The following is a 13,032-nucleotide window of genomic DNA, read 5'->3' on the forward strand; positions in this document are numbered from 1 at the left end:
TTGCAAAATATTTATCGTAGTTTGCACTTGTGTGTTCAACAGTTATTAAGTATATTTAACTATTAAGATTTGCAATCAAATCGCATCAAAAAATGGTGAGTGATTCGGTGAGCAGGAATTATAACCATGATAACATATTGACAGCATGCAGGTTATGGGTACAGGCGTATTTCCCTACGGGCTACGAAAAACAATACCAGAAGGTGCTAAAAGCTTGCAAATCAAACGTTTGCAGGCTTTCTTGTTGGCATCAAAACACCATATTGGGCACCAAAACGCAACAAAAATGAGCGTAATTCGGTGCGTAACTTAATGGTCAGGCATTAGGCACCGAATTGGTTATAGTTAACGGAAGTTTCTAAGTTTAAGGAAGTGAGCATCAAAGTATAAATTTGAGTAATACTACTAAGGCTCAGGGCAAACTGCCTTTATGGGCAGCTGCCGAAAGCCGTATCTATGCTGATGCCGCTTGTCCCGACTACCAGGCAGAGCATGACCTGCTCCGGCAACAAGCCGTCAGGTTGCTGGTCAGCCGCAAAGTCAACAGCAAAAGACAGGATGCGCATTGCCTGGCTTATCTCAAAGAGCAGATGCGCAAGGGCATCGAAACCACCTTCAGCACGATTAAAGCCCCGTTCCCGCGTCGCATACATGCGGTCATCTTTGACGGCTTCCTGCTTAAACTGCTGCTCTATCTGTTTGCCTTTACCTTAAACCAGCTGACTTAGCAACTTAAGGGATTATTCAAGTGAAAACATAATTGTATCATTTAATAACTATTCTCTGCCCTTCGCTGTGGGCGTTAAACTCCGGCGCATACATGCACTGTACGGTGCTGATGCCGGTAGAAAAATTACCGGGCTGTGCCACCCGCAGGCGGTATTCAAACACATAATTGCCTTTGTTGAGCTGGCTGATAAAGAAATTGGTAGCCGCATCCTTAGTTACCTGGTAGTAATACAGCCCATCCTGATATTTATAGTCTGATAGTACATCCACCGGTTCGGCACCGGCAGGGCGCATGTCCTTCAGCTGCACATACTCGTAATTACGGCCGGCTTTAAGGTACACCACCACTTTGAGCAGATCGCCGGTTTTTGGCTGATGCGCGGCATCAACCGCGGTAAGTACTTCGCCCGAATTGCCCTGTTTCACGATAAAATACCTGCGTTCTAAATGAATATCCGTGTTAGCGGGCGTAATTTTATCCAGCTGTTCGGTGTACTGCCAGTACAGGGCGCCCCAGCTTACCGTTTTACTTTGATTGCTGATAGCTACCCTGTCCATTGCCGGCAGTATCTGCTCACCGGCCCAGCTGGTTTTAAGGTAGCCGGTACCGGCCTCTGCCTTTAGCTGCGGTTTCAGGTCGCTCAGCGGTTGGTTATTAATTTTTATTACAGATGAACCTGCATTACTGAGCAGGCTGTCGCCCCGCATCAGCAGGGCATAGCAGGCTTCGGCCGTGGCTTTGGTGGTGCGCCAGTTGTTGGTTTGCTTGTTGCGCAGCAGCCATATCTTCATTTCCTCTACCGCTTTGGGCTGGTTGCCCGCCTCGGTAAACAGCGCTATCATCAGCGCCTGCGTTTCTACGGGCGACTCATACCAGTACCAGCCCAATTGATTGCTGCTCCAGTACATGCCCATATCGTCCGACTGTTGCGCCCTTTCCATCAGGGAGCGTATAATTTGCCGGGCTACTTCGGGGCGGCCATAGCGCAGCAAGGTAAGGCTGGTCATGCCCTGCTGGTAGATGCTTTGCGTAAGCCAGCTTTTGGCAGCCCGGTTCAGGTACTGCTGCTGCAAAGCCTTCACTTCGCTGTTCAGTTTGGCGTTTGCAAAAAAGCTGCGGGCGTACCAGGCATGTACCTCCGTGGCGCCGGGTTCGGCCGTTTTGTATGTTTTAGGGTGATTGCGCATTTCGCGCCGGTTATCCTCCAGTAGTTCTGCATCCAGGTAACCCAGCGCCTTTGTGCCTATGGCATCCAGCTTTTGCTGCTGTGTGCCGGCCAGTTTCAGGCTGTTGAGCTGGCCGATGCCGGCCACAATGTGCTGCGTAATGTAGCGGTCGGCCCGGTCGCCGCCAAACCAGGGGAAGCCGCCGTTGGGCAGTTGTTTCTGCTGCAGCTTATCCAGCGTTTGCTCCTGCCCGGCGCTTAACTTTTGCAGGTCGAACAGCAGGGCTATGCGCTTGCGCTGTTCCTGCTCGCCGGCCGCATCGCGCAGCCAGGGCGTTTCTTCCAGCAGGGTGGCTTTCAGTTCGGGATTTTTTTCGAGGTTGGACAACAGCGCCTGGCTGCTATCGGCCTGCCAGCGTTCAAACACCTTTTTTATTTGCGGATTGTGGCTGATGATGCCTGCCGATAAGCTGTTGGCAAAATACCGGCTAAAGGTTTGCTCCGCACATTCGTACGGAAACTCGATCAGGTAAGGCAGTGCCTGCACCGCATACCAGGCCGGGTTTTGCGTATACTCCAGGGTGAGCGTTTTGCTGATCAGCGTAGTGCTGCGCTGCTGCACCAGCTTATCAAAAGTATAGGTTTTGGTTTGCCCGGCACGCACCATCATTGGCATGGCTTCGGTAACCAGCATCCGGTTAGGTAATACGGGCAGGGTATTTTCTTCACCATCGGTATAATCGCCGGCTTCGGCAGTAATGCGATAGGTTAAGGCATCCAGCCCGGCTGGAATAATGAGCCTGAAGCTAACGGCCTTGTTGGTGGCCGGGGCCAGCGCAACCATTTGTTCGGCCTGCGCCGGGTTGGCCAGCAAGGCTACCGGCTGCATAGTGAGGGCGTTAAACAGCTGCAGCCTGATGCGGCCGGTAAGCGCCTTTGCGGTAAGGTTGGCTACCCGTGCCGATACCTCTACCGTATCGCCCTCGCGCATAAAGCGGGGCATGTTGGCGCTTATCATCAGCTGCTTTTGCGTAACCACTTCCCGTTCCAGGTAGCCGGTAGCCAGCTCCCGCGTATGGGAAAAGGCTTTAAAGCGCCACCGGGTTAAGGATTCGGGCAGGGTAAAATCTATGGCTATTCCGCCTTTCTCATCCGTGTGCAGCTGCGGGAAGAAGAACGCTGTTTCGTTAAAGTTTTTGCGTGTAGCAATAGGTTTATTATTGCCAGCAGCCATGCTGCTATTTTTTGTAATGATGACCACTACACCATTGCGGCCGGCTGCACCATAAATAGCGGTCTGGTCTCCCTTTAATACACTGATGCTCGCAATATCAGAAGGTTTCAGCTGCGAAATGCTACTGGTTGGTACACCATCAATCACATAAAGCGGTGTTGCTCCGCCCAAATTTGCTATGCCTCTGATATACAAATCAGCGTTGCCACCCGGCGCACCTTGGATTACAGTTACCCCTGCCGCTACGCCCTGTAACAGCGTTTCAGCACTGGCTGTGCGTAAAGATCTGCTACCTCTAAGTGTAATCTGAGCTACTGAACCGGTAAGATCTCTCTTATGCTGCGTAGCATAACCGGTAACTACAACTTCATTCAGTGAGTTTTCATCAGGCTTCAGTGCAATAGTTATGGCACCTGCTTTGGTCACAGTTACCTCCTGATAGTGGTAACCGATAAAGCCGAATACCAGCACTTGGTTTACGGGTGCTTTAATTTTGAAATAGCCACTGGAGTTGGTACTGGTACTAACCGCAGTGCCCCTTATCTTCACTGATACGCCGGGCAGCCCCGTTTTATCATTAATATCAACTACACGGCCGGTTACTTCTACGCCGTTTTTAACCAGTGCCGCGTTACGTTTGTAAATTTCCCTTTCCCGGTGGGCTTCTTCCTGCCTTACTTTTTGCTGGTCTTTTATGGCAGCCAGATATTCACGGTAGGCATAATTGTAGCCGCCGTAATAATTATAACCAAAAAGGTTAAGCCGTTCGTAAATACGGTTATCGAAAACAAAGTAATGATACGGTCCCGGGTAAACGGTGCTGGCGGTGCGCTGTGCTGTCAGGGGGCCATCCCACCTGAAATATTCAGGGGAGCGGTTACCAAAGTTCAGCGCGTTGCTCCAGTCGGCAGGTGCTGTAATCTGGTCAAGCGTGGCATCATACATGCCGGCCAGCAGTTCGGCAGCGGGCTTCTCATTTTTGCCGTTTGTGATCTGTAATTTCCACTGCTCCTTTTGCCCCGGCTGCAGCAAATCGCGGAAACTTTGCAGGCGCAGGTTCAGCTGCCTTTCCGGGTGGTTTATATAAATGGGCTGATAGCTGGTGTACACCCGGTTGTGGAATACCATCATAAACTGTGCAGCCGTATTTTCCGGGTCGGCCTGGGTAACCGGCAGTTTAATGCTGCGCTGCTGCCCGCCCTGGGTAATCCAGCCCGAATGCAGCAGCCGGGTGCCCTGGTAATGCTCCACCAAAATGTGCATCTGCGGTATAATACCAGCTAAAAATTCTACCTGTTCGCCCGGTTTAGCGGCGTTTATAACTGGGATTACCCAATCTTTAATATCACTTACGGGCGAAGTTTTATTAATCAGCTTTACGTATTGAATTATGGATGCCGTGTCGCCGTTTTCTGTGCGGCCGCTAAGGGTAAGCCGGTAAACGCCTGAGGGTTGGTTCTTCAGCACCTTTAAATCCACCGTGGCCGGTTTAAGGGTATCTACTGTGTTATTTACATCGATAACCGTATTCTTAAGTTGCCATGTAGTATACTGGTCTTCATTACGGTAGGCATAATCCGGGAATTGCTGCAAATAGGTTTCCCGGCTTAACATAAACTGGTCGGGCTTGCCCCATAGCCGCTGCTTAAAAGTTTGAGCGGGCGCTTGCAGCGCATTGAGCTTTACCCGCATATTCCCTTTAAGCGGCTGCCTGTTCAGGTTGGTTAATTTAATGGGCAGTTGGCCCAAATTATTGGTAAAAAGGTATTCGGGCACGCTGGCCTCAATCTGCAAGTCCTGCCTGCCGGCCTTCACCGAGATTTGGCCCGACTGGGTTTCGCCGCTGGCATCGGTAACATCGGCACTGATGCTGTATTCATAAACAGCGTTCGGCAGCAGCGATTCGCCGGGAATGGACTTAAAGGCGATGGTATAATTACCCTGCGCATCCGTGCTGATGGTATCCGCCGCAATCTCGGCACTGGGTTCATACCGGTAAGAAGAGCCATAAACAGTCTGCATGTTATAACGGTAACCCCAGGAAAGTGTGCGGGTGATATGATAAGCTACCCTGGCCTGCGATAAGCCGTAGCCAGAAAAGGCCATTGCCTTGCCCTTAATATGCAAGCTGTCATCCAGCGGATACCTGCCTTTGAGGGCGGCAAACTCTACCTTGAATGTGGGGCGCTTATATTCTTCTACCTTTATGCGGATCTCGCCGTCATCGGTTTCAATGGTAACCTCGCCGTTAAGTATATGCTGCGGGATGGCAAAGCTGCCCGCAAACGTGCCGAACACATTGGTCACCAAATCCAGAGATTTAATTACCTTACTATTCACATCGTTAAAATCAACGCTCACACTATCGTTTGGCAGCAGGGTGCTTTTTCCATTTAGTACGGATAATTGCAAACCCTTAAAGTAAATAGTTTGGCCGGGGCGGTAAATCTGCCGGTCGGTAAATAAAATGGTTTTCTTTTTAGGTTCATCATCTTCATTATCAGTAGTGTTGCCGCTCAAGTAGCGGTGTTCATCCAGTAAGGTATCACCGGCAAGGGCCACTTCCAGGCTCGGTTGGTTGTTGCTTGTCCACCTGCAGCGGTATACCCCATCGTTGTTGGTTAACCCGGAGGCTATGGTATCTTTATAAACATATCTGAGTTCCTTATTCCAGTTGTTAACCTGTCCACTTACCTTTAAACCTACTTTAGGCAAAGGCTCGCCGGTTTCACGGTCCATCACCCGTATTTCCAGTTTGCTGTCGGGGTTTCGGCGGGCCATATAAGCCATCCGGCTCACCTGAAATGGCACCAGTTTGGTTTGCAGCGAATCGGCCGGATTGCGCGGCGTAATGAGCAGCACATAGTTGCCCGCTGGTAAGGGCTGCAGGCCAAACTCGGTAGTGTGCTGCCGGTAGTCGGCCGTGCCGGGGAGTTGCAGCTGTTGCTGCTGTACCGGCTTGAAGGCTTTCAGGTATTTCAATACCGAATCCGCAGGGTATTTGCCGGGATTGCGCTGGTAGCCATTGTAATAGGGGTCATACAAAAGTTTACGGTACGCGTCCATCTGCGCTTTGTTCAGGCGGAATACCTGCACACCGGCGGCCGGCAGGTTTTTGTAGGCCACCAGGCCCAGCAGCGGTTTCCCCGGCGGACTTATACCCTCTAAAGTTACCAAAAGATCTTGCTGCTCAATTTCGGTAATGGCGATGGCTGCGTTACGGCCGCCCAGGCTTTCCGGGTAGCGGGCGGCTGCCCGGCGCAGGTAAGCCATTGCCGTTCTCAGGCTGTCTTTACGCTGATGGTATCTGCCTATCAGTACCAGCGCATCGGCGGATAGCGGCTTGTCTGCAAAGGTGGCTTCGGTTTGGCGCAGTGCCTGCAGGTACAGCGAATCCTTGCCCGGCAGGGTGGCCTTGCCCTGCAAAAACTCCAGGCGTTTTAAATCCAGATCGGCCACCGCCTCGCGGTGCCCTTGCCGCAGGTGGAAGGCGGTAACCTGCTGCAGGTATCTCAATCCCTGGTAATAGGTAGAGGCAGTATCTGTGGTGGTGATGGCCAAATCAACGAATGCGCGGCTGTCGCCGAACAAACGCGCGTCGGTAAGCCGGAAGGGGAGCCTGGGCAGGGGCAGGGCAGGCTCCTCGGCCAAATAAAAATCAAAGGCGCGGTGCACCAGTAAATCATATAGGGTGGGGCGCAGGTAGCGGGTGCCCTGGTCGCCGGCCAGTACGCCATCCAGTATGCTTAACGGGGTTTGCTGCTCGTGGTCGGCTTCTTGTAAAGAGCTTTTATACAGGCGGCTGGTTTCGGCAATCAGGGTGCGTAAATCCCAGCGGGTGAAGTCAGGGTCGGGTTTATCCAGCGTAGTGCGCTGGTTAATTTGCCAGCGGTTTTGCTGGTAATATTTCCAGTACATTTCGGCCAGCAGCGATTGCAGCACCGGCCTTACCGGGTAACTGCTCCGTTTTACATCATTATTGAGCGTGGTAATAATGGCGGCCAGCGCATTTTCTTCGAGGTAAGATTGAAAGGTGGTACGGTAAATCACCGCCCTGATAATTTCCGGCGCATCCTGCCGTTTGCGTGCCAGCTGGTCTAATCGGGTTACTTCATTAAGGGCAGACTTTGGTAAACCTGCACTGGCCAGCGAGTCGATACGGAAGGTAAGCGTATGATACTGCTGCGCATGGATCAGCTTGCTTAGTAATATTAATATAAGCAGGAAAAAGAGCTTTTTTGAGAGTCCGGGGTTTAGCACCATAAAAGTAAAGTTGAGATTTGTGATAAGGATGCCAAAGAAGTGCAAAATCCATAAAATAAAATCAAATAATTAGCTTTAGTTGTGCTCTGAAAATCAGGGCAGGGTTAAACTTAGAAAATTACCGTACAAGCTAAATTCAAGCAAACTTAAATGTTATCATGATTAACATCTATGGGTTCATATCTAAAGCCGACAGCCATTGCTGCGAAGTGCCCCAGGTTTTATCAGGCTCAGGCCCGGCTGTGATGATCAGCGTACCGCCTTTCGTAAGCTCCTGGTGGGTGAGCCAATTGCGGTTCAGGGGTTTGCCATTAAGCGTTGCAGCCTGGATATATTTGTTACCGGCTGCAAAGTTTCTGACCTGAATACTGAAGCTTTTGCCGCTTTCGGGATTAAACTTTACCACCTTAAATAACGGTACGTTTAAGTAATAAACCGGCCAGCCTACACAGGCCGGTGACAGGCCGCAAGCGGCAAACACATACCAGGCCGACATAGCGCCGGCATCATCATCCATAGTTCGAACATAAGCATCCGGCTTATTCTGATAAATGACCCCCACAAAAGGGTCAATGCCGCGGCTGTTATCATTAAAATAATACTGCACCACCGTGTCTGCGGCATATTTGTGCATCAGCGCCTGTGATTTCCAGGGCTGTGCGGTAAAGTTGTACATCAGCGGCGCCTGTATGTCGGGCTCGTTGGCATGGTTGTAATAATCATTATTAAAGAAGGTATCCAGTTGCTGCAGGTACGCTTGTTCGCCTCCGGCAAGTGCTATCAGTCCTTTACTATCAAACGGTACCAGCCAGCGGTATTGCCAAACGGTTCCCTGATACATGCCCCGGGCCGATACCTGGTCCACGTCGGGCCTGGTTAAATCTTTAAAGTCTTTATTCCAGTAAGTTTGGTACCCGGCCGCCTTTTGCAGGTATTCACGGCTTAGCGCCTTGTTGCCGTTTACCGCCAGTATTTGCGACAGCGCCCAAGTATCGTAGCTGGATTCCAGTGCCTTATCCGGATGCGAAAAGTCCAGCCGGTTAACTTCTGCGGTGAGTGAATCGGTGATTTGCTTAAAATCAATCTTATATCCTTTACGGTAAGCATCCAGCAATACAACAATGGCATGTTCGGTACGCACCGTGTTGGATGGCTCATGCTGGGTGGCATAATCTTTTTTGCCATAGGTATACATCCGGGCAATTGAGGTCATCATGTGCTGATACCTTTCAGGAAACAGAATAGACAGTAACGGCAGTTGTGTACGGTAATTATCCCATATGGCCCAGCCGTTATATACAGCAGTAGTGGTATGCTGTAAACTGCCATTGGTAGCCCGGTATGCGCCGTCAGTTTCTGATACTACATATGGCGATTGCATAGTACGGTAAAGCATTGAATAGAACAGTTTTTCGCGCTCTGCATCACCACCTTTTACCTGTATGGCATTAAGAACCTGATTCCAGCCCTGAGTGCTCTTATCCTTTAATTGCATATCATTCGCTGCAAGCAAAGCGTTGCGGGCATGCGCTACATCCACAGAAGAAAAAGCAATGTGCAGTTGTACCCGGTTACCTGTTTCATCGCTTACTTTTACCAAAAGCTTATGTGCTCCGGCAGCGCTAAAATCAGCCGGTTGCAAAAAACGTATGGCATAATACACCCGGTAAGTACCCGCGTTGCAGGTAGTGCGCGAATCTATCCAGCCGCTTAGTTCGTTACCGTTTTGCTGATGTTCTTCCGCTACAAAGCGGTTGGCCAGGGTGTGGCTCAGGTCAATCATAAAACCCTTTTGCGCACTGGCCGGAAAGATGTAATCCTCGGCCCCCGAATTTTTGTAAACTGTAAATGCTGCTTTGATACCGTTAGTGAAACCTGCCTGATAAAAGCCTGGCCCTGCGCTTTCCGATGCCTTTAACAGAGGGGCTGATGAATCAGTTCCGGTGAACGGTTTAATTAAAATGTTGCCGCCGCTGCCCTGGCAGCCTACGCCCTCAAAGCGGTTATGGGTAAAGCCCAGAAATAGTTTAGCCTTATGCTCGTAACCCATGTGCAGGTTAGGATAAGTTTGCGGGCCAATGCTCAGCATACCAAACGGGTAAGAAGCCGCCGGCGACATCTGCCCGTGATCACCCGATGACCCTACAAATACATTAACCAGTTTGGCAGGCTGCGCAGCCACATAGCCGTATACCAAAAGCAGTAAAAAAGCCGATATATATTTCATCCTGCGAAATAAGAGAAAAAAGGATAAACAACAGTTCTTACTTCACTATCAGCAAAGGTTTTTAATAACCTGGGTTCTGATGTTTTTTTCAGAATTTAATTTTACCTCATCAAAATGGATGGATAATTACTTTGTCTCTAATGGTAAGGTTTAATAAGCGGGCACTGCCGGTATTGCCTGGCATTTGTTCCAGGAATAAGATACGGCTTCATCGTTGTTGGAAATATCAAGCAAGCTGAACCAGTGGTGACATGCAAATGCCGGTTTTACGCGGCGCTCATACAGGATAACGGGTTCTTTCTTTGAAAAAATTTATAACCGCTACTGTAATTTTGATATCGTGGTAGTGATCAGATTAGCTGTACTACCATCAATGATATCCTGCTCGGTAAACTTAGTTAAATAAATTTGACCGTTTGTTCTTCTGTTGTAATCGTACACTAAGTAAATAATTCCTTTGTTTTCAATTACGTCCGGATAGGATTGTCCGTACCTTGACTCAATCACCACCTTGTAAGGCCAGGTCTTACCGTTATCCTTTGACAGGTAAGCGGTTAATTTTTCTCTTATTGTGCTGTTATGCATTACCAGCAACAAGTTTCCTGATGTTAGTTTGCCAAAATAAAACCTTGAAGGTGCAGTATTACCGAGTGCAGTAAATTTGGCTTCCTTGCTCCAGGTCAGTCCGCCGTCAGAACTGTTCATCGTGGTAAGTCCATCAGTATTGGTTCTTTTCATCAGCGTATAGTTATTATTACCTAAATCAACCACCATATGCTCATCAAATATCCTAACATAAGTAGTAGATAGTTTGGTGATCTTGGTGGGTACCTCTACATCTTTAGTGCTGGTATAGCCTGATTTATAAATGTAAGCGCCGGTTATGTTGCTTGGGGTCGGCGTTACGGTATATCCGTTAATGGTTGTTAAGTTTAGGTTCCAGTTTGATGCGGGAAACAAAATGTGTGTACTATCACTTAATATGGTAGGCTTGGTATTCATGTCCCCATCAAACATTCTTACCGGTTTGGTAATTACTACCTGGTTATTTACTTCCTTCAAACGTACGCTCCAGTCGCCGCCGGTTGCCCCATCCCACATACCTACGGTCATCATGTAAGACAAGTGCAGCACGCCGTAATTATCATTCCAGAGCATAGGGTCTGACATCCGGTTGCCGTCATTGTCGGGTGCAATTATCAGTGCATCCTGGTTCCAGGTCAGGCCTGAATCATTGCTCACTGCCACAGTTATGTAATTGCCCGGCTCTTCATTTTTACCAACCACATTGTTAAACCATACTGCATATAAATGCCCGTTCTCCATGCCTACGGTTGGGCAACCCTGCATGCCCCGGGTTGATATATTATACTTGGCCGGTACTTGATAGAAAAAAAGCGATTTGCTGGCAGTATCTGCAGCAATTTGCGAAAAAGGATTATTTGAATTTGTGGTTACAACCGGATTTGTGGTAGTAGTTGTTGTTGTAACTGTTTGCGAAGATATAGTAGGTTCAATAGCTTTTTTAGCGCAGGAAGCCGATAATAAGCTTATTCCAATAAGTAACGGTGAAAATAAGGAGGTAAGTTTCATTATTATTAAATAATATCTCTTGTGATTAGAAATTTTTATGCCATATCGCTTGTTGTTTAAAATATTTGTCTTAAAATATGAGATTTTGTAGAATAAATTAACAGAATTAATGATTTGATTATATTAGGGTAATATAAAGCGTTGATTTTTAATTATATTAATATTATTAATGGTATTATTTTTCCCCATAATGTGCAAATATTCCTCGGGCTTGCCGATAATGGGGTATGAGGGTAAAATGTTACATTTGCTAAAAGTATCTGCATGTTTAAACTATTGGATTGTACCCTGAGAGATGGTGGCTATTACAACAACTGGGATTTTAGCGACCAGCTGGTAGCTAATTACTTAAGTGCCATTGAAAAGTTACCGGTAGATTATGTTGAAGTTGGTTACCGCAATAATGCAGGCAGGAAGCAGTACGAAGGCAAATACTTTTATTGTCCGGCGTTTGTGCTGGAATGGGTGAAGAAGCAGGCGCCATCAAAAGAGCTTGCAGTAATGTTTAACGAAAAAGAGGTGCGCCCGGCAGATGTAAAAGGCTTGTTGAACCCCTGCAAGGGGCTGGCCGCCATAGTGCGTATTGCTACGGCGCCCAACCGTATCACACAAGCCCTCGCATTATCCGAAGAGATACGCGCCTGTGGTTTCGAAGTGGGATTGAATATTATGTACATGAATACTTTGGTGGATAAGGCCGGCGAAGTATTAGTTGCCCATACAGCGCAAATTAATAAGGTAGTAAATTATTTCAGTTTAGTGGATTCATACGGGGGCGTTTATCCCGCCGAAGTATCCCGGCTGGTTAAACAATGTAAAGAAACACTTACCATACCTGTTGGCTTCCACGGGCACAACAACATTGAGTTGGTATTTGCCAATTCGCTGGCCGCTATTGATGCCGGCTGCGATATTATTGATGCTACCATTACCGGAATGGGGCGCGGCGCCGGTAACCTCAAAACCGAGCTGATATTAACCTACCTGGCCACACGTTATAAAGCCGATGTGGATTTTAACGCCCTGGCCAATGTAGTGGCCGGCTTTGAGGAGTTGCAGAAGGAATATGGCTGGGGAACCAATTTGCCTTACATGGTATCGGGCGCTAACTCCCTGCCGCAAAAGGATGTAATGGATTGGGTATCCAAACGGGCTTATTCCATCAACAGCATCATCCGCGGGCTGGATAACCAATCGAAGGGACAGGAAGACAACCTGAAGCTCCCCAAATTTAACGGTAGTCAGTATCAGTTTGAACATGCGGTAATTATAGGCGGTGGCCCCAATGCGGTTGAACATGCGGCGGCTGTAAAGAAGTTTATTGAGCAGCAAACTAACGTTTGTATTATACATGCCAGTTCAAAAAACAGCTGGGCTTATGCGGGTATAGATGTGCCGCAGTTCTTCTGCCTGGTAGGCAATGAAGGGCATCGCCTCGAAAAAACTTTTACCGACCTGGAAAATGATAACCTGATTTGTATACTGCCTCCTTTTCCACGTAAAATGGGTACTTATATACCCGAACAGGTAATGGATCAGGCGTATGAATTGCCGGTGGTTGATTTTACAAACCGTTACCCCGACTCACACACGGCGCTGGCCTTGCAGGCAGTGCTGGATATGAAGATTGGCTATATCTACACTGCCGGTTATGATGGTTATTCAAAGGGCCTTAACTCTAATGAACAGGCGCTGTTTAATGAGAATGAGTATACCTTTGCTAAATTTTTTGATAAGGGCAAAGAGTTGCACTCATTAACGCCAACCCTTTATACCGGGTTGCAACCTGTTTCGGTATATTCTCTGGTGGAGGGTTAAGT

At 48.4% G+C, this 13,032-nt stretch carries 6 protein-coding genes; 3 read left to right on the plus strand and 3 right to left on the minus strand.

The genetic code is table 11. From position 1 onward, the window contains the following. Positions 1-392 precede the first annotated feature (392 nt). Positions 393-728, plus strand: coding sequence for a hypothetical protein (locus ACY652_RS12370; protein ID WP_462264684.1), 336 nt, complete (start codon positions 393-395; stop codon positions 726-728). 37 nt (positions 729-765) lie between these two features. Here ACY652_RS12370 and ACY652_RS12375 read toward each other — a convergent pair whose 3' ends face one another. The 3 genes from ACY652_RS12375 to ACY652_RS12385 all read right to left on the minus strand — a co-directional run bounded on the left by ACY652_RS12375 (position 766) and on the right by ACY652_RS12385 (position 10,969). After that, positions 766-7,392: an alpha-2-macroglobulin family protein gene (locus ACY652_RS12375; RefSeq protein ID WP_462264685.1), complete on the minus strand. Its 6,627-nt coding sequence runs from the start codon at positions 7,390-7,392 to the stop codon at positions 766-768. Between the two features lie 169 nt (positions 7,393-7,561). Continuing rightward, positions 7,562-9,619 (minus strand): glycoside hydrolase domain-containing protein, encoded by a 2,058-nt coding sequence (locus ACY652_RS12380; RefSeq protein WP_462264686.1) that lies wholly within the window; start codon positions 9,617-9,619, stop codon positions 7,562-7,564. Positions 9,620-9,940: 321 nt separating this feature from the next. Beyond that, positions 9,941-10,969 (minus strand): exo-alpha-sialidase, encoded by a 1,029-nt coding sequence (locus ACY652_RS12385; RefSeq protein WP_462264687.1) that lies wholly within the window; start codon positions 10,967-10,969, stop codon positions 9,941-9,943. A 52-nt stretch (positions 10,970-11,021) separates the two neighbouring features. On the opposite strand from ACY652_RS12385, the gene ACY652_RS12390 reads away from it, so the two are divergent. Next, complete coding sequence (locus ACY652_RS12390; protein WP_462264688.1) at positions 11,022-11,225, plus strand: hypothetical protein; 204 nt, start codon at positions 11,022-11,024, stop codon at positions 11,223-11,225. Positions 11,226-11,476: 251 nt separating this feature from the next. Continuing rightward, entirely contained in the window at positions 11,477-13,030 is a 1,554-nt protein-coding gene (locus ACY652_RS12395) for an aldolase catalytic domain-containing protein (RefSeq protein ID WP_462264689.1), read from the plus strand. The last annotated feature ends 2 nt before the right edge of the window (positions 13,031-13,032 follow it).

This window comes from Mucilaginibacter sp. (genome assembly GCF_965200995.1).
Classification (GTDB): Bacteria; Bacteroidota; Bacteroidia; order Sphingobacteriales; family Sphingobacteriaceae; genus Mucilaginibacter.

Coding starts and splice junctions, on each gene's coding strand:
- ACY652_RS12375 (WP_462264685.1), bottom strand. CDS start 7,392: ATGGTGCTAAACCCCGGACTCTCAAAAAAGCTCTTTTTCCTGCTTATA.
- ACY652_RS12380 (WP_462264686.1), bottom strand. CDS start 9,619: ATGAAATATATATCGGCTTTTTTACTGCTTTTGGTATACGGCTATGTG.
- ACY652_RS12385 (WP_462264687.1), bottom strand. CDS start 10,969: ATGCAGGGTTGCCCAACCGTAGGCATGGAGAACGGGCATTTATATGCA.
- ACY652_RS12395 (WP_462264689.1), top strand. CDS start 11,477: ATGTTTAAACTATTGGATTGTACCCTGAGAGATGGTGGCTATTACAAC.